Genomic DNA, 20,270 nt, shown 5'->3' on the forward strand with positions numbered 1-20,270 from the left:
CCCCACGCCCCTCCGCGCCGCCTCGTCGACCCCGCCCCGTCACTCCTGATCCCCCCGCTCACGGGGCAGGCGCCCGCGAGCCGACGCGGATCCTCGCGCGGTGACCCCCGGTCGAGGGACGCCTCGACCTCCGGAGCATGGGTGAAGATGGGCGGATGACATCCGTGGGGGGTGTTCCGGAGCTCGGGCTGGCCGTCGTCGACGACCAGCCCCTCTACCGGCACATGCTGTCCTCGCTGCTGCGCGCGGTGCCGGGCGTGCGGAGCGTCGTGGAGGCCGGATCCGCCACGGAGGCGCGGTCGGTGCTGCGGCCCGCGGAGCTCGACGTGGCGATCCTCGACATCGAGCTCGGCGACGGGGACGGCATCGAGCTCGGGCGCCGGCTGCGGTCCACCGCGCCCGGACTGGGCATCGTCCTGCTCTCGGCCGTCGACGCGATGCACCGCTTCCTCCGCCTCGACTGCGCCGAGGCCCGCGGCTGGAGCTACCTCTCGAAGACCTCCTCCCTCTCCGCCCCCGCGTTGCTCGCCTCCGTCCGCGCGACGGCGGACGGCCGCACCGTGCTCGATCCGGCGCTGGTCGCCGCCCGCGCGGCCCGCCGCGACTCCCCGGTCGCCGCGCTGAGCCCGCGCCAGTACGAGGTGCTCTCGGGTCTCGCATCGGGGCTGACCAACGCCGCGATCGGCGAGCGCCTCGGCATCGCGGTCCGCTCGGTCGACAACCACGTCAACGCCGTCTACGCGTCCCTCGGCGTCCGCTCGGATGGCGAGCGCAACCCGCGGGTCGACGCGACGCTCCTCTTCCTCGAGCACACCGGATGAGCGCCGGCCCGCGCGACGCGCGCGAGGACAACCGCATCGTCCTCGGAGCGATGGCCCTCCTCGGCGGCGTGCTCTCGCTGCTGGCCGCGCTCCAGGCCGTCTTCGCGCTCGGGATGCTGTCGCGGACGCTGCGGGGCGTCGATCCGGGGCCGCTGCTCGACGTGACGACGCGCGTCCTGGTCAACGTGTCGACGATCGGGCTCGCGATCGCCCTGGTCGCGGTGCTGCGTCCCGAGCGCTCGACCGGCAGCGGCCGGGTGGCCCGGACGGCGGTCATCGCCGTGGGGATGGGACTCCTCCGCTGCTGCCTCCAGGTGCTGACCGGCGTCTACCCGCTCTCGGCCCTCCCCGCTCTCGCGGTCGAGCTGGTCGTGGGATCCACGGTGATCGCGCTGATCACCGCCTACGGCTACCTGCTCGTGCGCGCGGCGCGGCGGGTTCGCGAGAAGGAGCGGGAGCACGCCCGCGCCTCCGTGCAGGCGCTCGAGGCGGTGCAGGCCCTGCAGCGGGAGGAGCTGCGGGTGCGGCGCGACGTCGCGCAGAGCCTGCACGGCGGCCTCCAGAACGGACTCGTGGTGCTGACCGCCGAGCTGCACGCGGTCGCGAGCACAACCGACGAGGCGGCCTCGGAGCGGCTGCTCGCCATCGCCGCCCGGCTCGACCGGCTCCGCGAGGACGAGGTGCGCGCGGTCGGCCACGCCCTCTACCCGGTCGAGATCGACCACGGCCTGGTCCCCGCCGTCCGCGACCTCGTCGCGCGCCTCCCTCCCGAGATCGCGGTCGACCTCGACCTCGGCCGCATCCCGGCGCTCGCCGCCGAGGGCGCCGAGCCGCCGCTCGACCAGCGGATGCTCCTGGTCCGGTTCCTGGAGGAGGCGGTCACCAACGCGCTGAAGCACGGCGGCGCCTCCTCGCTGCGGGTGCGCGGCGACGAGGAGGCGGGCGTCGTGGTGCTCACCCTCGACGACGACGGCCGCGGACTCGTCGAGGGGTCGACGCGCTCGGGCCTGGCGCGGCTGGAGCGGCAGCTCGCGGTCTACGGGGGCTCGCTGGAGCTCTCGGACTCGCCCGTGCTGGCGGGGGCGCGGCTGAGGGCGCGGCTCCCGCTGTCCGACGCGGACGGCGGCGGGGCGGAGTAGCGGGACGCGCGCTCGCGCCGTCCCTCACGTCGAGCACAGGGCGGTCCGAGGGACGGATTCATGCCGGATGGCGAGCCGTCTCCTCGTGCCCGCCCCTCACGCCGGGTAGACCAGCAGATCCTGCGGAGCGACGGTGAAGCCTGCCTCGCGGCCGGGCGCGAGGTCGAGGCGCGCCGCGTCGGCCGCCGGGACGTCGGCGGTCAGGAGCGCGCTGCGCACCCGCACCGCGTCTCCCCGCTGCTCCACGTCGGTGATCACGGCGCGGAGGCCTCCCTCTCCGACGGAGACGGCGGAGGGACGGACCGCGGCGAGCACCGCGGCGCCGACCGCGACCGGCTCGGCCGCGACTCCGGACAGCTCGTGCCCGTCGGCGGTGCGCAGACCCGTCGCGGTGCGGACGCCCTCGAGCAGCTCGAGCCCGGCGAGCTCGGCGGTGAATGCGGTGCGCGGGCGCGTGAGGACGCGGGCGGTCGGCCCCTCCTCGACCACCCGGCCGCCGTGCAGCACCAGAACCCGGTCGGCGAGGGTCCAGGCGTCGAGCACGTCGTGGGTGACCACGATCGCCGAGCGGTCGGCGAGCACCTCGCGGAGCATCCGGCGGAGGACCGGGGCGGTCCGGGCGTCGACCGCGGCCAGCGGCTCGTCGAGCAGCAGGAGGCGCGGGTCGGTCGCGAGGGCCCGGGCGAGGGCGACCCGCTGCGCCTGGCCGCCGGAGAGGCTCCCCGGGCGCCGGTCGGCCAGGTCGGCCACGCCCGCGGCGGCCAGCTCGCGCTCCGCCCGCTCGCGGGACCGCGCCCGCCCGGCGCCGGCGCTGCGCGGACCGAACGCCGCGTTCTCGCGCACGCTGAGGTGCGGGAACAGCAGCGGATCCTGCGCCAGCAGGGCGACGGGGCGCCGGTGCGGAGGAGTCCACCGGCGGTCATCGAAGAGCAGCTCGCCGCCGGCGGTCGCCCGCCCGGAGTCGGCACGGACGAGGCCGGCGATCAGCTCGAGCACGGTCGACTTGCCCGCGCCGTTGGGCCCGAGCAGCGCGATCGTCTCGCCCTCGGCCACGTCGATCCGCACGTCGATCCCGCGCGCCGCGAGCCGCGCCTCCAGCAGCAGGCTCACCGCGGCACCCCCCGGGCGGAGCGGCCGTGCGCGAGACCGATCACGAGCACCGCGACCACCACGAGCACCAGCGCGAGGGCGACCGCCGCGTCCGGATCGCTCTCGCGCTGCAGGTAGATCTCGAGCGGGAGGGTGCGCGTCGTGCCCTCGAGGCTGCCGGCGAAGGTCAGCGTCGCTCCGAACTCGCCGAGCGCCCGCGCGAACGAGAGGATCGCGCCCGAGGCGAGGCCCGGCAGGATCAGCGGCAGCGTGATCCGCCGGAGCACCGTACCGGGGGAGGCGCCGAGCGTCGCGGCGACCGACTCGTACCGCGCGCCGGCGCTGCGCAGCGCGCCCTCGAGCGTCAGCACCAGGAACGGCAGGGCCACGAAGGTCTGCGCGATCACGACGGCGGTGGTCGAGAACGCGATGCGGACGCCGAGGGCCTCCAGCGCGCCGCCGAGCAGGCCCATCCGCCCGAAGGTGAAGAGCAGCGCCAGCCCGCCGACCACCGGCGGGAGCACCAGCGGCAGCAGCACCAGCGAGCGGAGCAGGCGCTGGCCGGGGAAGGCCGTGCGGGCGAGCACGAGGGCCATCGGGGTGCCGAGCAGCAGGCACAGCAGGGTCGCGACGGCGGAGGTGCGCAGGCTCAGCAGGAGCGCGGCGACGGAGGAGTCGGAGGTGATCAGCGGCAGGAACTGCGGCCAGTCGACGCGGGCGAGGATCGCGGCGAGCGGGAGCAGCACCAGCAGGGCGCCGAGCGCGGCGACGGCCACGACCCAGCGCGGCAGGCCGGACCCGGTGCGCATCAGCCGCGGGCGAGCGGCGTCTCGACGATGACCGTGGTCGCCTTGACCACCGCCACCGCGGGAGACCCGGGCTCGAGCCCGAGCTCGCGGACCGCCTCGCTGCTCATCAGCGAGACCACGCGGTGCGGACCGCACTGCAGCTCGACCTGCGCCATCACGGTGTCCATCACGATGCCGGTGACGATCCCGACGAAGCGGTTGCGGGCCGAGCGCGCGACCGGGGACGGATCCTCCGGCAGCACGGCGTTCGCGCGGGCGAGCCGGGCGACCTCGAGGCCGTCGACGACGCGTCTCCCGGACGCGTCCTTCGCGCTCTCGAGCGTCCCGTTCTCGATCCAGCGCCGCAGCGTGTCGTCGCTCACGCCGAGCGCGGCGGCGGCGTCCCTGATCCGTATCTGCGGCATGGAGTCGATCCTACGTCCGCGGCTGAGCCTGTGCCGTGTCCCTCTCCTCTCCACGAGGCGCCGCCGCGGTGCGCCTCCTCCGGAGCGCCGCGTACCCGCACGGCATCTTGTGGAGAGGGAGGAGAGGAACGCGGAGGAACGGGCGCTGGGGATCCCGGGCCGCGCGCGCAACCCCCTGGAGGACCGGCGGGAGCACGACGCACGCTGAAGGGACGACGACACAGGAGGCGGCATGCGCGCGATGGTCTACCGGGGCCCCTACAAGGTCCGCGTGGAGGAGAAGGACCGGCCGAGGATCGAGCACCCGAACGACGCGATCGTCCGGGTGACGATGGCGGCGATCTGCGGATCCGATCTGCTTCTCTACCACGGGCTGCTCCCGGACACCCGGATCGGCCACACCTTCGGCCACGAGTTCATCGGCGTGGTCGACGAGGTCGGCTCGTCGGTGGAGAACCTCAGCGTCGGCGACACGGTGATGGTCCCCTTCACCACCTACTGCGGCTCCTGCTGGTTCTGCTCCCGCGGCCTCTACTCCAACTGCCACAACGTGAATCCGAACGCCACCGCGATCGGCGGCATCTACGGCTACTCGCACTCGGCAGGCGGCTACGACGGCGGGCAGGCGGAGTACGTGCGCGTCCCGTTCGCCGACGTGGGCCCGACGAAGATCCCCGAGTGGCTGCCGCACGAGGACGCCCTGATGCTCACCGACGCCTTCTCGACCGGCTACTTCGGCGCGCAGCTCGGCGACATCGTCGAGGGCGACACGGTCGTGGTGCTCGGAGCCGGACCGGTCGGCCTGGCCGCCGCGCGCTCCGCCTGGCTGATGGGCGCCGGCCGCGTCATCGTCGTCGACCAGATCGACTACCGCCTCGCCAAGGCCCGCGACTTCGCCTTCGCCGAGACCATCGACTACACCGAGGAGGACGACCTCGTCGTCACCCTCAAGAAGACCACCGGCGGGCTCGGCGCCGACGTCGTGATCGACGCGGTCGGCGCGGAGGCCGACGGGAACCTCCTCCAGCACGTCACCGGCGCCAAGCTCAAGCTGCAGGGCGGCTCGCCGATCGCGCTCAACTGGGCGATCGACGGCGTCCGCAAGGGCGGCACCGTCTCGGTGATGGGCGCCTACGGTCCGCTCGCGAGCGCCGTCAAGTTCGGCGACGCCGTCAACAAGGGCCTCACGCTGCGGATGAACCAGGCCCCCGTCACCCGGCAGTGGCCGCGCCTGTTCGAGCACATCCGGGCCGGGCACATCACGCCCAGCGACCTGATCACGCACCGCATCCCGCTCGAGCACATCGCCGAGGGGTACCACCTGTTCTCGTCCAAGCTCGACGGCTGCATCAAGACCGTCGTCGTCCCGTAGGAGGATCCCGTGCCGTACACCGCCGACCGCCCCGTCCGCGTGCCGACCGCCGAGGAGCTGCGCGCCCGCATCCCGGGCTGGGGCGCCGACCTCGATCCCGCCGACCGGCCCGCCTTCCCCCGCGAGCGCAGCGACCTCGTGTCGGGCGCGCACTGGGAGCGCCCGGAGAGGATGCGGACGCACGGCCGTCGCGAGAAGAGCATCGAGCACCTCGAGCTGCCCGCCGTCTTCGGCACGGCGCAGCCCCTCCACGGCCTCTCGGGCGCGATCCGCCGCTACGCCTACGACCGGTTCAGCGAGGGGCGCCACGCGCACTGGCTGCTGCTCGTGCTGGGCGACCGGGTGGAGTCGACCGGGGCGCACCTCCGCTCGCTGCTCACGACACGGCCGGACGATCCGATCACCGAGACCGGTGTGCTGGCCGAGGCGCACGCGCACCCGATCGCCTCGCGCCGTGGCCGGTCCGACGTGCGCCACCAGATCCTCGACCCGCTGCTCGTCGGCGGTCCCTGGGTCCTCGCGGCCCTCGGCGCCGTGGCCATCGCCCGCCGCCTCCTGCGCTGACGCCCGTTCCCCTCTCGCGAGAGGCCGCTCCGGTACGCCTCCGTCGGCGTGTCGCGGACCGGAGCGGCGTCCCGCGGAGGAGGACGGGGGTCAGCGGCTGCGGGGCGCGGCGCCCGCGGTCGGCGCGGTGCGGGTGTCGACGCTCGCCGTGAGTGCCGCGGAGTAGCCGGACGCCGGGCTGCCGGACATCGTCGCGAGCTGCAGGGCTCCGCCGTCGTCGCCGAAGACGGAGTCGGTGTCCAGGCCGACCCGGGCGAGGTTCGCGGCCGAGCCCGCGTATGCGTCGAGGGCGTAGACAGCGGTGCACGCCTCCACCTGCAGGGCGACCTGCGAGGTCGCGATCGCGTTCGACGCGTCGGCGATCGAGTCCACCCCCGGGTACACCTCGAAGTGGATGTGCGGCCAGCGGCCGGAGTAGCAGGCCGGGACGATCGAGGCGAAGGAGACGACGCCCGACGCGTCGGCGACCTGCACGCCGCGGAGGTACGTCTCGTCCTCGACGCCGCGGGAGTACATCGAGTAGTCCCCGTTCGCGTCGCAGTGCCAGACGTACACGGCGGCTCCGGCGAACGGCACGCCCCCGCTCGCCGCGTCGAGGATCGTCAGAGTGAGCGCCAGGGGGACCCCGTCGGCCGTCGCGCCGCCGCCGATGCTGGTGCGCAGGTCGCTGCGGACGATGCCGGAGCGCTCGAGGACGTCGACCCCGTTCGAGCCGTCGCCCGGGTAGGGGCCGGCCGTCTCGTCGGGGATCTCGCCGGCGACCGCGGTGCCGGCCCCGGCCGTGGCGGTCGCGGTGGGAGTCGCGGTGGCGGTCGCGGCGGCGGAGGAGGCGGATCCCGATGCTCCGGTGGCGCACGCCGCGAGCCCGAGGGTCGCCGCCCCCGCGCCGACCAGCGTCAGCACGCCGCGCCGCGAGAAGAGGGTGCCCACGTCGAACGGGAGGCCCTGGTCGACCACCTCCTCCTCGGGGCGGTCGAGCCGGCGGCCCTCGTAGGCCGGTCCGTCGGGCGTGCTGCGGGGCTCCGGGATGCGGGTCATGGTCGTGCTCCTCGTCGATCGTGGTGTCCGTCGCGAGCAACCCTGGCGGCCGGGGCTCTGCGCCTCCGATGACCGTCCTACGACCCTCCTATGACCGACCCGCCGACCGCCCTGCAGGCCTCCTCCGACGCCGCGACGCCTCTCACGGTGCTCCGAACCCGGCCGCCGCGAGCACCGCGCGCCCGGCGTCGGAGGCGACGTACGCGACGAAGGCCGCCGCCGTGGCCGGGTCGCCCGCTCCGGTCAGCGCCGCGATCGGGTACGTGTTCACCGCCTCCGAGGCCTCGGCGAAGGGGATGCCGGTGACCGAGCCCGCAGCCCCGCGGACGTCGGTCGCGTAGACGAGCCCGGCGTCCGCCTCGCCCGAGGACACCTTGCCGAGCACGTCGGTGACCGACGACTCCTCGCTCACGGGAGAGATGTCGACGCCGGCGGCCTGCTCGACCGCGGCGGCCGCCGCTCCGCACGGCACCTGCGGCGCGCAGACGACGGTGGCGGTCCCGGGCCGGGCGAGGTCGGCGAGCGAGGCGACCTGCGCCGGGTTGCCGGGAGGCACGGCGATCTCGAGCGTGTTCGTGGCGATGTCGACCGGGTTCCCGTCGACGAGCCCGGCCTCGGCGACGGTGGACATCGTGCGCTCGTCGGCGGAGGCGAAGACGTCGGCCGGGGCGCCGTTGACGATCTGCGTCGCGAGGTCGGAGGAGCCGGCGAAGGAGAGCTCGACCTGCGCTCCGGGCTCGGCGGCCTCGAACCCCGTGGCGAGCTCGGTGAACGCGCCCTTCAGCGAGGCGGCGGCGAAGACCGTGAGGGAGCCGCCGACCGAGGACGTCGCGCCGCCGGGGGCCGCATCGCCGGCGGGGGTCGACGGAGCGGAGCAGCCGGCGAGCAGGAGGAGCGCTGCAGCGGCCGGGACGAGGGGGAGCAGGCGACGACGCACGGGGACCTCCGGATCAGGAGTCCGCAGATGCGGCGGACAGCTGATCCTAAGACCTCAGGTGCGGAGAAGGGCTGTAAGTGAGGCCTCAGGTGCGGCGGAGAGACGATCCGAGGACCGCACCGGCCGGGCGACGCACCTGCGCGGGGAACGACCGCCCGCGCGACGCACAGCGGCGGGCGGACCGCAGCCCTCCGGCTCCGGCCCGCCCGCCGCTCGTCGCGGCCGCCTCGACGGCGGCCCTCCGCTCAGCTCTGCGGCGGCGAGTAGAACTGGAGGTCGTTGCCCTCCGAGTCCTTGAAGGGGAGGATGCGGCCCCACTCGTGGTCGCTGATCACGCCCTCGATCGACGCGCCCCGCGCCGTGAGGCGCTCCAGCTCGTCCTCGATCGAGCCCTCGGGCTGGAACGAGATGACCGCCCCGCCCTGCTCCGCGACCGTTGCTGACTCGCGGGCGTTCAGGCCGATCATCAGCCCGCCGGCGTCCAGCTCCGACCAGTCGTCCGAGGTGTCCTTGACCTCGAGGCCGAGCGTGTCGCGGTAGAACGCGACCGCCCGCTCCATGTCCGTGACGGGGACCCAGACCGTTGCGACTCCTGATGCCATGTCGTGCTCCTTCGCTCGATGATGCCGTTCCTCCGACGCTAGGTCGGGGACGCCCGGAGCGGGGGCCCTTGCGCCGACGCGCGGAGGCTGCTCTCGCGCGGCGCCTCTCCGCCGAGCTGCCGTGCTCACGCGCCCGGCAGCGGTGAGGCGCCGGCTTCCCGCTGCCCGTCAGTGCCGAGACACCGCCCCGCGCCGAGACACCGCCCCTCGCCGGCGTCCCGGCGCGCAGCGGGACGTCTCGGCCCGGCCTCCGCCCGCGAGCGCTCCCCGCCGACGTCACCGACGACGAGGCCGCCGAGGCGGGCGTCGCCTGGATCGAGGAGGCGGTGGGCCCGCTGCGCATCCTGGTCAACAACGCCGGCGTCCAGCACCGCGTGCCCCTGCTCGAGCTCGAGGTCGCCGACTGGGAGCGGGTGCTGCGCACGAACCTCACCAGCGCCTTCGTGGTCGGCCGGGCGGCGGCGAAGCGGATGATCCCGCGCGGCGCCGGGAAGATCGTCAACGTCGCCTCGGTGCAGGCCGATCTCGCGCGGCCGACGATCGCGCCCTACACCGCCTCGAAGGGCGGGATCCGCAACCTCACCCGCGCGATGACGGCGGAGTGGGCGCAGCACGGCATCCAGGTCAATGCGATCGCTCCGGGGTACATCCACACCGAGATGACGCAGGGCCTCGTCGACGACGAGGCGTTCGACAGCTGGATCCTCGGGCGCACGCCCGCCGCGCGCTGGGGTCGCGTCGAGGACCTGATCGGCCCCGCCGTCTGGCTCGCCTCCGACGGCTCGGACTACGTCAACGGGCAGGTCGTCTTCATCGACGGCGGCATGACCGTCGTCGTCTGAGCCACCCCTCGACCCACCGAACGGAACCCGCATGACCGCGCTCGTCCCCGCCTCCACCACCCGCGTCGTCGTCCACGCCGCCGGCCACCTCCGCGTCGAGGAGGCGCCACTCGCGCCGCGCGGCCCCGGCGAGGCCCTCGTCGCCGTCGCGTACGGCGGGATCTGCGGCTCCGATCTGCACTACTGGACGCACGGCGCCGCGGGCGAGTCGATCCTCCGCGAGCCGCAGACGCTCGGCCACGAGGTGGTCGGCACGGTCGTCGAGGCAGCGGCGGACGGCTCGGGACCCCCGGTCGGCGCGGCCGTCGCCGTGCACCCCGCGACCGCTCGCGGCGAGTGGCCCGACGGGCGCCCCAACCTCGCGACCGAGGGCACCTACCTGGGCAGCGCCGCGCGGATGCCGCACACCCAGGGCGCGTTCGCCCGCCACGTGGTGCTGCCGGTGCGCATGCTCCGCGAGCTGCCCGCCGGCCTCGGGCTCCGGGAGGCGGCGCTCGCGGAGCCGGCGAGCGTCGCCTGGCACGCGGTCTCGCGCGCGGGGGAGGTGGCGGGACGGCGCACGCTGGTGATCGGCAGCGGCCCGATCGGGGCGCTGATCGTCGCCGTGCTGAAGCGGGCGGGGGCGGCCGAGATCGTCGCGGTCGACCTGGCCGAGGAGCCGCTCGCGATCGCCCGCGCGGTCGGCGCGACCCGGACGATCCGCGCGACCGACGCCGACGAGATCGCCGAGGTCGCGGCCGACGTCGTCTTCGAGTCCTCGGGCAGCACGCGCGGCCTCGCCTCGGCCGTCCGGGGCGCCGCCCGCGGCGGCACCGTCGTGATGGTGGGACTCCTCCCCTCGGGCGAGCAGCCGGCCCTGATCTCGCTCGCGATCACCCGGGAGCTGCGCCTGATCGGCTCCTTCCGCTTCGTCGACGAGATCGACGAGGTGCTGGCGGCGCTCGCCGACGGGAGCCTCGCGGTGGCGCCGGTGGTCACGCAGGTGGTGCCGCTGGAGCGCGCGCTCGAGGCCTTCGAGCTCGCCCGCGACGCCTCGCGCTCGAGCAAGGTGCTGCTCGACTTCACCCCGTGACTGGCGCTCGAGGCGCCTCCGGAGGGTCGGGATCGCCCGAGCGTTCGGGGTTCCCTCGGACGGCGGCGCCGCCGGAGCACTACCGTTGCACCATGGCGTCCACCGATACCCCCGATTCCGCCCCCGAAGCCGACACCGCTTCCGAGAGCGCCCCCACGCTCACCTTCTCCGACCTCGGTCTCTCCGACCCGGTCCTCAAGGCCCTCAAGGAGGTCGGCTACGAGACGCCCTCGGCCATCCAGGCCGCGACGATCCCGTCCCTGCTCTCCGGCCGCGACGTCCTCGGCGTCGCCCAGACCGGCACCGGCAAGACCGCGGCGTTCGCGCTGCCGATCCTCTCGCGCCTCGACGTCTCGCAGAAGACGCCGCAGGCCCTCGTGCTGGCCCCGACCCGCGAGCTCGCGCTGCAGGTCTGCGAGGCGTTCGAGCGCTACGCGTCCGGCCTCCGCGGCGTCCACGTCCTCCCCGTCTACGGCGGCCAGGGCTACGGCACCCAGCTCTCCGCGCTCCGCCGCGGCGTCCACGTCGTCGTCGGCACGCCCGGCCGCATCATGGACCACCTCGAGAAGGGCACCCTCGACCTCTCGCAGCTGAAGTTCCTGGTGCTCGACGAGGCCGACGAGATGCTCAAGATGGGCTTCGCGGAGGACGTCGAGACGATCCTCGCCGACACCCCCGTCGAGAAGCAGATCGCGCTGTTCTCGGCGACGATGCCCGCGCAGATCCGCCGCATCTCCGGCAAGTACCTGAAGGAGCCGGAGGAGATCACGGTCAAGAACAAGACCACGACCTCCGTCAACACCACCCAGCGCTACCTGATGGTGTCGTACCCGCAGAAGGTCGACGCGCTCACCCGCATCCTCGAGGTCGAGAACTTCGAGGGCATGATCGTGTTCGTCCGCACGAAGAGCGAGACGGAGACGCTGGCCGAGAAGCTGCGCGCCCGCGGCTACACCGCGGCGGCGATCAGCGGAGACGTGGCCCAGGCCCAGCGCGAGCGCACCGTCGAGCAGCTGAAGTCGGGCAAGCTCGACATCCTCGTCGCGACCGACGTCGCCGCCCGCGGCCTCGACGTCGAGCGCATCAGCCACGTCGTCAACTACGACATCCCGATCGACACCGAGTCGTACGTCCACCGCATCGGCCGCACCGGTCGCGCGGGACGCAGCGGAGCGGCGATCAGCTTCGTCACGCCGCGCGAGCGCCGCCTCCTCGCCGCCATCGAGAAGGCCACCCGCCAGCCGCTGACCGAGATGCGGATGCCGAGCGTCGAGGACGTCAACGTCACCCGCCTCTCGCGCTTCGACGACGCGATCACCGCGGCGCTCGCCGACACCGAGCGCCTGCAGCGCTTCCGCGACATCATCGGCCACTACGTCGAGCACCACGACGTGGTCGAGTCGGACGTCGCCGCCGCGCTGGCCATCGTCGCGCAGGGCGAGGAGCCGCTGCTGCTCTCGCCCGACGACCCCCGCTTCGCCCGTCGCGAGCGCGAGGACCGCGACTCCCGGCCCGACCGCGGCGACCGCCCCGAGCGCGGCGACCGCTTCGACCGCGGCGGCGACCGGGGCGAGCGTCCCGAGCGCCGTCAGCGCCCGGCGAACAGCAACCTCGCCTCGTACCGGATCGAGGTCGGCCGCCGCCAGCGCGTCGAGCCCCGCCAGATCGTGGGCGCGCTCGCGAACGAGGGCGGCCTCAACCGCGGCGACTTCGGGCACATCGACATCCGCCCGGACTTCTCGATCGTGGAGCTGCCGGCCGACCTGCCCCAGGACGTGCTCGACCGCCTCGCCGACACCCGCATCAGCGGGCAGCTGATCGAGCTGAAGCCGGACCGCCGTCCGAGCCGCGCCGGCGCCGACCGCGGCGCACGCCCCAGCGGCCCGAGCCGCTCGAGCGAGCGCCCGGAGCGCAAGCCGCGCTACTGACGGCTCCCGCCTCTGCGGACGGGCTTCCGCGAGACGCCACTCCGGTACAGCGACCCTCGCGTGTCGCGTACCGGAGTGGCGTCTCGCGTTCGTGCGGGGGGCGGCCTCAGCGGCGCAGGACGCGCCGGGCCAGCACGTTGCCGAGCAGCTGCACCAGCTGCACGATCACGATGATCACGAGCACCGCGGCCCAGGTGACGACCGGCTCGAACTGCCGGTAGCCGTACTGGATCGCGAAGTTGCCGAGCCCGCCGGCGCCGATGTATCCGGCGACCGCCGACATGTCGATCACGGCGACGAACACGAACGTGTAGCCGAGGATCAGCGGACCGAGCGCCTCCGGCAGCAGCACCGTGCGGACGATCCGGAACCGGCTCGCTCCGACCGACCGCGCCGCCTCGATCACGCCGGGCTGCACGGTCAGCAGGTTCTGCTCCACGATCCGCCCGATGCCGAAGGCGGCGCCGAGCGAGAGGGTGAAGACGATCGCGTCCGTGCCGATGCCGGAGCCGACCACCAGCCGGGCCAGCGGCTGGGCAGCGGCGATGAAGATGATGAACGGGATCGGCCGGAACACGTTCACGATCACGTTGAGCAGTCCGTGGACCACCCGGTTCGCGTAGAGGGCGCCGCCGCGGGTGAGCGCGAGGCCCAGTCCGATCAGCAGTCCGCCGAGCCCGCCGAAGAGGAGGCTCAGCGCGACGATGTAGAGCGTCTCGCCGGTCGCCTGGACGAGCTTGGGCAGGAGCGGGATCAGCTCGTTCATCGGGGCACCTCCGTGAGGGCGACGCGTCCGCCGAGGCGGGCGAGGAGGGGGTCGACGACGCCGTCCGGCGCGTCGAGGGCGACCGTGAGGTGGCCGAAGGCCCGTCCGCGGACGTCGGTGATGCCGCCGTAGACGAGCTCGAGCGGCACGCCGGCCGCCGCGACCTCGGCGAAGACGTCGCCCTGGGAGGCGGAGTCATCCGAGAACGAGAGCGTGACCAGCCGGCCGCGGTGGCGCGTACGCAGCACGGCCGCCTCCGCGGGCGAGGGCACCGAGCGGACGACCGTGGAGACGAAGCGGCGGGTGACCGGCTCGCGCGGGGCCGAGAACACGTCGAAGACGGGCCCGCGCTCCACGATGCGGCCCGACTCCATCACCGCGACCTTCGTCGCGAGCTGCTGGACCACGTCCATCTCGTGGGTGATCACGACGATGGTGACGCCCAGCTCCTCGTTGATGCGGCGGAGGAGGGCGAGCACCTCGCCGGTGGTGTCCGGGTCGAGCGCGCTGGTGGCCTCGTCGGCCAGCAGGATGCGCGGGGAGGCGGCGAGGGCGCGGGCGATGCCGACGCGCTGCTTCTGCCCGCCCGAGAGCTGCTCCGGGTGGCTGCGCGCCTTGTCGCTCAGGCCGACGAAGCGGAGCATCTCGTCGACGCGGGCGCGCTGCTCCGCGCGCGGGACGCCCGCGACCTGCAGCGGGTAGGCGACGTTCTGCCCCACGGTCTTCGAGCCGAACAGGTTGAACTGCTGGAAGATCATCCCGATCCCCAGGCGCAGCCGGCGCAGCTCGCGCTCGGGCAGGCCCACGGTCTCGCGGCCGTCGATCTCGATGCTGCCGCTGGTCGCGGGCTCGAGGGCGTTGACGAGGCGCGCGAGCGTGCTCTTGCCGGCGCCGGAGTAGCCGATCACTCCGTAGACGTCGCCCGCGTCGATCTCGAGGCTCACGCCGTCGACGGCCGCGGTCGGGGCGGCGCCGCGCCCTGCGCCGGGGTACACCTTGCGCACGTCGGTCATGCGGATGAGCGGCACGGGGCGCCCTTTCTATTGCGGGGGAGGCACGGGACCGCGCCGGTGGGGAGCTCCGCGAGCGGAGGACCCGACCGGCGCGGTGCCGCGGGTGCCGGAGTCAGGAGGCGGCGGAGATGTCGGTCTCGGCGGACTCGAGCGAGGTCTCCAGCTCGGAGGCCGGGGTCTTCAGGAAGACCGCGGTGCCGCCGGACTGCTCCGAGACGCCGTCGAGCACGTCCTGGCTGTCCTGGTAGATCGAGACGAGCTTCGTGTAGGTCTCGTTCTCGGCGTCGTCGGCTCGGGCGGCGAAGATGTTCGTGTAGAGCAGGGAGGCGGGGTCGCTCGGGTCGTCCTGGGCGATCGCGTCCGAGGCCTTCAGGCCCGCGTTCTCGATGAAGTCGTTGTTGATGATCGCGGCGGCCACGTCCGGGAGCGACGTCGGGGTGAGGGAGGCCTCCAGCGCGGTGACCTCCACCTTCGAGGAGGATTCGACGTCGTCGACGTTCGAGAGCACTCCGCCGCCGTCCTTCAGCTCGACGAGCCCGGCCGACTGCAGCACCAGCAGCGCGCGCGCCTGGTTGGTCTCGTCGTTGGGGATCGCGACGGTGGAGCCGGCGGGGATGTCCGCGACGTCGTCGTACTGCGAGGAGTAGAGGCCGAGCGGGTAGATCGCGGTCGCGCCGATCGGCACGAGGTCGGCGTCGGCCGAGGTGTTGTACTGCGCCAGGTAGGCGATGTGCTGGAACTGGTTGAGGTCGATCTCGCCCTCGGTGAGCGCCGGGTTGGGCTGGTTGTAGTCGCTGAAGTCGACGATCTCGACGTCGATCCCGGCGTCGGCGGCGGCCTTCTCGTAGGTGGCCCAGTAGGGGTCGCTCGCGCCGACCACGCCGATGCGGACGGTGTCGTCGCCGCCGCCCGCGCCGGAGCAGCCGGCGAGGAGGAGGGCGGCGGAGGCGGCGATCGCGGAGGTCGCGAGGAGTCGGGTGCGCAGGGTCATGGCTGTGGGGATCCTTCCGTGGAGAGGATCCGGCCACTCGGCGCCGACCGGGCGGTGCTGGTCACCGCCGGCGCTGCGACCGGCCTCCGGTCGCTCGGCGCCGCGACTGCGCGGATCCCGGGGATCACCATACGAAGGCGGTCGGACCCGCGCGGAACCCGCGCGTAACACGGCGACTCGGAGGCAGCGGAGGCGCGCGCTCACCGCCTGAGCGCGCCGTGGCGGCCGCTCAGCTCGCGAGCGCGCCGTCCTCGCCCGCCGACGCCTCGTGCTTGGCGATCCTCTTCGCGATCGCGTCGCGCTCGGCCCGGAGCGACGCGATGGTCGGCTTGTCCAGGCGGGGGTCGGCCAGATCGGCGAAGGGGCTCGCGGCGCCGGTGCGCGCGGACACGAGCGCGGCGTACGCCTTCGTCGCGGCGCGGAGCTCGGCTCCGGCCCGTTCGACCTTCCGCGGCTTCGACTCCTTGTCCGAGACGAGTCGGGCGTGCTTGTCGAGGGCGTCTACCAGCGCGCGATGCGCGGCGTCAATCTTCTTGCTCATAGGCGCATTATGGCGCAGGATCGGCGCACGGCGCCGAACGCGTCCCGCACCAGCCCTCCGTCCCCCTCCGCGAGAGGCCGCTCGGGTACGCGACACGCAGGGGAGGCGTACCGGAGCGGCATCTCGCGGGGAGGGGACGGTCGGGTCAGCGGGCGACCGGCGTGGAGACGGACGACGCGCCGGCGCTGGTGGCGACCGCGTCGAGGACGCGCTGCACGTCGAGGGCGTCGGCGAACGTGGGCGTGACGGGGGTACCGCCGGCGATCGCCTCGACGAGGTCGACGACCTGGTGGGTGAAGAGGTGCTCGTAGCCGATGCCGTGCCCGGTCGGCCACCAGGCCGACATGTACGGGTGCGCCGGCTCGGTGACCTGGATGCGCCGGAAGCCCTGCGCCTCCTCGGGGTCGCGGGCGTCGTAGTACTCGAGCTCGTTCATCCGCTCGAAGTCGAACGCGATCGAGCCGAGCTCGCCGTTCACCTCGATCCGGTTGGCGTTGCGGCGGCCGGTCGCGACGCGGGTCGCCTCGAAGACGCCCAGGGCGCCGCCCTCGAAGGAGGCGGTGAAGGCCGCGGCGTCGTCGACGGTCACGGCGCCGCGCGGGGCGTCGGCACCGGCGCGGCCGCCGAGGCCGACCTGCTCGCTGAGCACGGGGCGCTCGGTGGTGAAGGTGCGCAGCGTCGCCGAGACCGAGGTGATGCCGCGGCCGGTCAGCCACTGGGCGGTGTCGATGCTGTGCGCGCCGATGTCGCCGAGGGCGCCCGAGCCCGCGCGCTCCTTCTGCAGGCGCCAGGTCAGCGGCGCCTCGGAGTCGGACAGCCAGTCCTGCAGGTACTGGGCGCGCACGTGGCGGATGTCGCCGAGGCGGCCCTCCTCGATGAAGCGCTTGGCGAGGGCGAGGGCCGGGGTGCGGCGGTAGCTGAAGCCGCACATCGCCACCTTCCCGGAGGCGGCGGCCGCGGCGACCATCCGCTCCGCCTCCTCGACGGAGTTGGCCAGGGGCTTCTCGCACAGCACGTGCTTGCCGGCCTCGAGGGCCGCGATGGCGATCTCGGCGTGGGTGTCGCCCGGGGTGCAGATGTCGACGAGGTCGATGTCGTCGCGGGCGATGACGGCCCGCCAGTCGGTGGAGGCCTCGCTCCAGCCCAGCCGCTCGGCGCGCTCGGCGGTCGAGTCGGGGTTGCTCCCCACGAGCACGGCGAGCTCGGGGCGGAGAGGGAGGGGGAAGAAGCGGGAGGCGGTGCGCCAGGCGTGCGAGTGGGTGCGGCCCATGAAGGCGGTCCCCACCATCGCGACGCGCAGGGCTCGGTCGTTCGACATCGTCGTCCTTTCGTCGGCCGTACGACCCTGCCACGGGTCGGGGCGCGGGCGCTACCGCGCTCGGCGAGGCCGCCTCCGGGGCGACGCGCCCGGGCTGCACGGACATGAGCGCGTTCATAGGGTTCGGAGAGCGCTCTATCACGGACGGAATGTCTCAACCGCCGCCGTCAGATGTCGCGTAATCCCGCGGATCCCAGCCCTGACGCGGCGGCAGGAAGCCCTCGGGGCGACTGGGCGATCACCCGAATCGCCTTCGAATCGGTTCAGAACTTTTGCTTGACCCGCGACGTAAGTGGAAGTAGCTTCATCCGCATGGTCACCGCAGACCCCCGCAGCACTGCTGCACAGCCTCTTCCCCGCACCTCCGACGAGTCTCAGCAGCTGCTTCTGCAGATGCGCGGCATCGTGAAGGTCTTCCCCGGCGCCCGTGCTCTCGACGGCGTCGACCTCGATGTCCGACCCGGTGAGGTGCACTGCCTCCTCGGCCAGAACGGCGCCGGCAAGTCCACCCTCATCAAGACCCTCGCCGGGGCCCACCAGCCCACCGAGGGCGAGATCCTCGTCGACGGGAACGTCGTCACGATCCCGTCCCCGACGGCGGCCCTCGCCCTGGGCATCGCGACGATGTACCAGGAGCTCGACGTCGTCGACGGCCTCTCCGTCGCCGAGAACATCTTCCTCGGCCACGAGCTCTCCCGCGGCGGCTTCACCGCCCGGGCGAAGGCGACGAGGATCACCCGCGAGCTGATGGAGCGCCTCGGCCACTCCGAGATCTCGCCGAACCGCGAGGTCGGCACGCTCTCCGCCGCCGGCAAGCAGATCGTGCAGATGGCCCGCGCCCTCTCGCACGACGCGCGGGTCATCATCATGGACGAGCCCTCCGCGGTGCTCGACTCCGAGGAGGTGGAGAACCTCTTCCACGTGGTGCGCCAGCTCACCGCCTCCGGCGTCGCCATCGTGTACATCTCGCACCGCCTCGACGAGATCCGCGCCATCGGCGACCGGATCACCGTGATCAAGGACGGCGCCACCGTCGCGCAGAACCTCGCGGTCGCCGACACCCCCACCTCGCAGCTCATCACCCTGATGACCGGCCGGGCCGTCGAGTACGTCTTCCCGGACCGCCAGGAGCTCGACGTCGAGGCCGAGACGCTGCTGAAGGTCGAGAAGCTGGGCCTGCAGGGCTCCTTCTCGGACGTCTCCCTCGAGATCCGCGCCGGCGAGGTCGTCGGCCTCGCGGGGCTGGTCGGCTCCGGCCGCTCCGAGATCCTCGAGACCATCTACGGGGCGCGCCGCGCCAGCACCGGGACGGTCAGCGTGGCGGGCAAGCGCCTGCGCGCCGGCTCCGTCACCTCGGCGGTCGACGCCGGCATCGGCCTCTGCCCGGAGGAGCGCAAGAGCCAGGGCCTGCTCCTGGACGAGCCGGTCTACCGCAACATCACCCTCTCGACCTTCGACCGTTTCGCCAAGCGCGGCTTCCTCGACGAGCGCTCCGAGCGCGCGGCGGCGGCCGAGCAGGCGGTCTCCCTCGACCTGCGGCCCTCCGGGGTCGACCGCGACGCCCGCACCCTCTCCGGAGGCAACCAGCAGAAGGCGCTCCTCGCCCGCTGGCTCGTGCGCGGCTGCCGCGTCCTGCTGCTCGACGAGCCGACCCGCGGGGTCGACGTCGGCGCACGGGCCGAGATCTACACCCTGATCAGGGACCTCGCGACCAACGGCGCCGCCGTGCTCGTGGTCTCCAGCGAGATCGGCGAGGTCCTCGGACTCTCCGACCGAGTGCTCGTGATCTCCGACGGCGCCGTGGTCCACGAGGGCCCGGCCGATTCGATCGACGAGCACCGCGTGCTCGATCTCGTCATGGAAGGAAGTGCAGCGTGAGCGGACAGCTCGACACCGCGTCGCCGTCGATCGGCGGTCCGCAGGAGGACGCCGCCCGTCACGCGTCGGCCGCGACGGGAGGCTCCTCCGGGGGCGTGCCCTCGAAGGACTCCCGCTCCGGGATCGCCCGCCTCATGCAGGGCTCCCTCGGCCGCAACGTCGGGCTGCTGCTCGCGCTGGTGATCCTCTGCATCGTCGGATTCGCGACCGCGGGGGAGCGCTTCGCCAGCGTCGACAACGTGCTCACGATCCTCCGCCTCGCCGCCGTCATCGGCGTGCTGAGCATCGGGATGACCTTCGTCATCACCTCCGGCGGCATCGACCTCTCGGTCGGCTCCGTGATGGGGCTCGCGACGGTCTGGGCGAGCACGGTCTCGACCCAGTACTACGCGGCGAACACCTCCTGGCTGGTGATCGTGCTCACCGCGGTCGTCGTCGGCCTCGTCTGCGGCCTCATCAACGGCGCGCTGATCGCCTACGGCCGGGTCGTCGCCTTCATGGCGACCCTGGCGATGCTCGTCGCCGCCCGCGGCTTCGCCGAGCTGATCTCGAACCGCCAGACGCAGGTCGTCACGGTCACGCCGTTCCTCGACTTCTTCCGCGCCGACGTGCTCGGCATCCCGGTGCTCGTGCTGATCTTCGTGGTCGTCGCCGTCGCCGGCTGGATCCTGCTCAACCGCACCACCTTCGGCCGCCGCACCATCGCGGTCGGCGGCAACCCCGAGGCCGCCCGCCTCGCCGGCATCAAGGTCCGCCGCCACACCATGTACGTCTACGGCCTCGCCGGGCTCACCGCCGGCATCGCCGCCGTCATGATGCTCGCCCGCACCACCGCCGGCAGCTCGACCAACGGCCTCCTCTACGAGCTCGACGCCATCGCGGCGGTCGTCGTCGGAGGCACGCTGCTGGCCGGCGGCCGCGGCACCATCGTCGGCACCGTGTTCGGCGTCCTCATCTTCACGACCCTGACCAACGTGTTCACGCAGAACAACATGTCGACCTCGACTCAGGCCGTCGCGAAGGGCGCGATCATCGTCGCCGCCGTCCTGCTGCAGCAGCGGTTCGCCGCCCGCGGCAGGAAGTCCTGACCCCGGGGCTCCGGCCCCGCTCCTCCACACACAGCAACCCACCCGACCACTCAGGTCA

The 20,270-nt window shown here is 73.5% G+C and carries 20 protein-coding genes; 9 read left to right on the forward strand and 11 right to left on the reverse strand.

Going from position 1 to position 20,270, the window contains the following annotated elements; all coding sequences use genetic code 11:
• Nucleotides 1-155: 155 nt before the first annotated feature.
• On the forward strand, nucleotides 156-821 hold the full coding sequence (locus C5B95_RS09430) for a response regulator transcription factor (RefSeq protein ID WP_104349017.1): 666 nt from the start codon (nucleotides 156-158) through the stop codon (nucleotides 819-821).
• Nucleotides 818-1,960 (forward strand): sensor histidine kinase, encoded by a 1,143-nt coding sequence (locus tag C5B95_RS09435; RefSeq protein WP_104349018.1) that lies wholly within the window; start codon nucleotides 818-820, stop codon nucleotides 1,958-1,960. The genes C5B95_RS09430 and C5B95_RS09435 overlap by 4 nt, the downstream gene beginning before the upstream one ends.
• Before the next feature lie 96 nt (nucleotides 1,961-2,056).
• Here the strand turns inward: C5B95_RS09435 and C5B95_RS09440 are convergent, their stop codons facing one another.
• From C5B95_RS09440 to C5B95_RS09450, 3 genes are read right to left on the reverse strand one after another with little or no spacing between them, the layout of a single operon-like run.
• Nucleotides 2,057-3,070 (reverse strand): sulfate/molybdate ABC transporter ATP-binding protein, encoded by a 1,014-nt coding sequence (locus C5B95_RS09440; RefSeq protein ID WP_104222445.1) that lies wholly within the window; start codon nucleotides 3,068-3,070, stop codon nucleotides 2,057-2,059.
• A complete protein-coding gene (locus C5B95_RS09445) occupies nucleotides 3,067-3,858 on the reverse strand; it encodes an ABC transporter permease (protein ID WP_104222446.1) in 792 nt (263 codons plus the stop codon). Before C5B95_RS09445 ends, C5B95_RS09440 begins: the two co-directional genes overlap by 4 nt.
• Nucleotides 3,858-4,262, reverse strand: coding sequence for a molybdopterin-binding protein (locus tag C5B95_RS09450; protein WP_104222447.1), 405 nt, complete (start codon nucleotides 4,260-4,262; stop codon nucleotides 3,858-3,860). Before C5B95_RS09450 ends, C5B95_RS09445 begins: the two co-directional genes overlap by 1 nt.
• A 232-nt stretch (nucleotides 4,263-4,494) precedes the next feature.
• Between C5B95_RS09450 and C5B95_RS09455 the strand changes: the two genes are divergently transcribed.
• Nucleotides 4,495-5,634 carry a zinc-dependent alcohol dehydrogenase gene (locus C5B95_RS09455; protein ID WP_104349019.1) on the forward strand — a complete coding sequence of 380 codons (1,140 nt, stop codon included), beginning with the start codon at nucleotides 4,495-4,497 and terminating at the stop codon, nucleotides 5,632-5,634.
• Between the two features lie 9 nt (nucleotides 5,635-5,643).
• Nucleotides 5,644-6,198: a hypothetical protein gene (locus C5B95_RS09460; RefSeq protein WP_104349020.1), complete on the forward strand. Its 555-nt coding sequence runs from the start codon at nucleotides 5,644-5,646 to the stop codon at nucleotides 6,196-6,198.
• Between the two features lie 90 nt (nucleotides 6,199-6,288).
• Here C5B95_RS09460 and C5B95_RS09465 read toward each other — a convergent pair whose 3' ends face one another.
• The 3 genes from C5B95_RS09465 to C5B95_RS09475 all read right to left on the reverse strand — a co-directional run bounded on the left by C5B95_RS09465 (nucleotide 6,289) and on the right by C5B95_RS09475 (nucleotide 8,775).
• Entirely contained in the window at nucleotides 6,289-7,236 is a 948-nt protein-coding gene (locus C5B95_RS09465; RefSeq protein WP_104349021.1) for a 3,4-dioxygenase subunit beta, read from the reverse strand.
• 142 nt (nucleotides 7,237-7,378) lie between these two features.
• Complete coding sequence (gene modA, locus C5B95_RS09470; RefSeq protein ID WP_104349022.1) at nucleotides 7,379-8,173, reverse strand: molybdate ABC transporter substrate-binding protein; 795 nt, start codon at nucleotides 8,171-8,173, stop codon at nucleotides 7,379-7,381.
• Between the two features lie 245 nt (nucleotides 8,174-8,418).
• A complete protein-coding gene (locus C5B95_RS09475; RefSeq protein WP_104349023.1) occupies nucleotides 8,419-8,775 on the reverse strand; it encodes a VOC family protein in 357 nt (118 codons plus the stop codon).
• A 161-nt stretch (nucleotides 8,776-8,936) separates the two neighbouring features.
• On the opposite strand from C5B95_RS09475, the gene C5B95_RS09480 reads away from it, so the two are divergent.
• The 3 genes from C5B95_RS09480 (at nucleotide 8,937) to C5B95_RS09490 (ending at nucleotide 12,617) form a co-directional block, all read left to right on the forward strand.
• Nucleotides 8,937-9,617: an SDR family oxidoreductase gene (locus C5B95_RS09480; protein WP_104349024.1), complete on the forward strand. Its 681-nt coding sequence runs from the start codon at nucleotides 8,937-8,939 to the stop codon at nucleotides 9,615-9,617.
• 31 nt (nucleotides 9,618-9,648) lie between these two features.
• The gene (locus C5B95_RS09485; protein ID WP_104349025.1) at nucleotides 9,649-10,689 is read left to right on the forward strand and encodes an L-idonate 5-dehydrogenase; all 1,041 of its coding nucleotides are present in this window, start codon (nucleotides 9,649-9,651) and stop codon (nucleotides 10,687-10,689) included.
• Between the two features lie 92 nt (nucleotides 10,690-10,781).
• Nucleotides 10,782-12,617, forward strand: coding sequence for a DEAD/DEAH box helicase (locus tag C5B95_RS09490; protein ID WP_104237941.1), 1,836 nt, complete (start codon nucleotides 10,782-10,784; stop codon nucleotides 12,615-12,617).
• Between the two features lie 106 nt (nucleotides 12,618-12,723).
• Here the strand turns inward: C5B95_RS09490 and C5B95_RS09495 are convergent, their stop codons facing one another.
• The 5 genes from C5B95_RS09495 to C5B95_RS09515 all read right to left on the reverse strand — a co-directional run bounded on the left by C5B95_RS09495 (nucleotide 12,724) and on the right by C5B95_RS09515 (nucleotide 17,246).
• Nucleotides 12,724-13,383 (reverse strand): methionine ABC transporter permease, encoded by a 660-nt coding sequence (locus C5B95_RS09495; RefSeq protein WP_104233527.1) that lies wholly within the window; start codon nucleotides 13,381-13,383, stop codon nucleotides 12,724-12,726.
• Nucleotides 13,380-14,411: a methionine ABC transporter ATP-binding protein gene (locus C5B95_RS09500; protein ID WP_258059905.1), complete on the reverse strand. Its 1,032-nt coding sequence runs from the start codon at nucleotides 14,409-14,411 to the stop codon at nucleotides 13,380-13,382. Before C5B95_RS09500 ends, C5B95_RS09495 begins: the two co-directional genes overlap by 4 nt.
• A 97-nt stretch (nucleotides 14,412-14,508) precedes the next feature.
• On the reverse strand, nucleotides 14,509-15,387 hold the full coding sequence (locus C5B95_RS09505; protein WP_104237943.1) for a MetQ/NlpA family ABC transporter substrate-binding protein: 879 nt from the start codon (nucleotides 15,385-15,387) through the stop codon (nucleotides 14,509-14,511).
• 229 nt (nucleotides 15,388-15,616) lie between these two features.
• On the reverse strand, nucleotides 15,617-15,928 hold the full coding sequence (locus C5B95_RS09510; RefSeq protein WP_104233529.1) for a hypothetical protein: 312 nt from the start codon (nucleotides 15,926-15,928) through the stop codon (nucleotides 15,617-15,619).
• 145 nt (nucleotides 15,929-16,073) lie between these two features.
• Entirely contained in the window at nucleotides 16,074-17,246 is a 1,173-nt protein-coding gene (locus tag C5B95_RS09515) for a Gfo/Idh/MocA family protein (RefSeq protein WP_104335832.1), read from the reverse strand.
• Nucleotides 17,247-17,639: 393 nt separating this feature from the next.
• Here C5B95_RS09515 and C5B95_RS09520 point away from each other — a divergent pair, with 393 nt between their 5' ends.
• Together C5B95_RS09520 and C5B95_RS09525 are read left to right on the forward strand one after the other, a co-directional pair.
• On the forward strand, nucleotides 17,640-19,124 hold the full coding sequence (locus tag C5B95_RS09520) for a sugar ABC transporter ATP-binding protein (RefSeq protein WP_219812904.1): 1,485 nt from the start codon (nucleotides 17,640-17,642) through the stop codon (nucleotides 19,122-19,124).
• A gap of 134 nt (nucleotides 19,125-19,258) precedes the next feature.
• Nucleotides 19,259-20,212 carry an ABC transporter permease gene (locus C5B95_RS09525; protein ID WP_068256795.1) on the forward strand — a complete coding sequence of 318 codons (954 nt, stop codon included), beginning with the start codon at nucleotides 19,259-19,261 and terminating at the stop codon, nucleotides 20,210-20,212.
• Nucleotides 20,213-20,270: the final 58 nt, after the last annotated feature.

It is taken from the genome of Rathayibacter sp. AY1A7 (assembly GCF_002930845.1).
GTDB lineage: Bacteria > Actinomycetota > Actinomycetes > Actinomycetales > Microbacteriaceae > Rathayibacter.

Bases quoted from the DNA above. Each gene is read 5' to 3' on its own strand.
- C5B95_RS09450 (WP_104222447.1), bottom strand. From the start codon at position 4,262: ATGCCGCAGATACGGATCAGGGACGCCGCCGCCGCGCTCGGCGTGAGC.
- C5B95_RS09465 (WP_104349021.1), bottom strand. From the start codon at position 7,236: ATGACCCGCATCCCGGAGCCCCGCAGCACGCCCGACGGACCGGCCTAC.
- C5B95_RS09455 (WP_104349019.1), top strand. From the start codon at position 4,495: ATGCGCGCGATGGTCTACCGGGGCCCCTACAAGGTCCGCGTGGAGGAG.
- C5B95_RS09485 (WP_104349025.1), top strand. From the start codon at position 9,649: ATGACCGCGCTCGTCCCCGCCTCCACCACCCGCGTCGTCGTCCACGCC.
- C5B95_RS09510 (WP_104233529.1), bottom strand. From the start codon at position 15,928: ATGAGCAAGAAGATTGACGCCGCGCATCGCGCGCTGGTAGACGCCCTC.
- C5B95_RS09495 (WP_104233527.1), bottom strand. From the start codon at position 13,383: ATGAACGAGCTGATCCCGCTCCTGCCCAAGCTCGTCCAGGCGACCGGC.
- C5B95_RS09430 (WP_104349017.1), top strand. From the start codon at position 156: ATGACATCCGTGGGGGGTGTTCCGGAGCTCGGGCTGGCCGTCGTCGAC.
- C5B95_RS09515 (WP_104335832.1), bottom strand. From the start codon at position 17,246: ATGTCGAACGACCGAGCCCTGCGCGTCGCGATGGTGGGGACCGCCTTC.
- C5B95_RS09475 (WP_104349023.1), bottom strand. From the start codon at position 8,775: ATGGCATCAGGAGTCGCAACGGTCTGGGTCCCCGTCACGGACATGGAG.
- C5B95_RS09435 (WP_104349018.1), top strand. From the start codon at position 818: ATGAGCGCCGGCCCGCGCGACGCGCGCGAGGACAACCGCATCGTCCTC.
- C5B95_RS09520 (WP_219812904.1), top strand. From the start codon at position 17,640: ATGCGCGGCATCGTGAAGGTCTTCCCCGGCGCCCGTGCTCTCGACGGC.
- C5B95_RS09445 (WP_104222446.1), bottom strand. From the start codon at position 3,858: ATGCGCACCGGGTCCGGCCTGCCGCGCTGGGTCGTGGCCGTCGCCGCG.
- C5B95_RS09505 (WP_104237943.1), bottom strand. From the start codon at position 15,387: ATGACCCTGCGCACCCGACTCCTCGCGACCTCCGCGATCGCCGCCTCC.
- C5B95_RS09490 (WP_104237941.1), top strand. From the start codon at position 10,782: ATGGCGTCCACCGATACCCCCGATTCCGCCCCCGAAGCCGACACCGCT.
- C5B95_RS09525 (WP_068256795.1), top strand. From the start codon at position 19,259: ATGCAGGGCTCCCTCGGCCGCAACGTCGGGCTGCTGCTCGCGCTGGTG.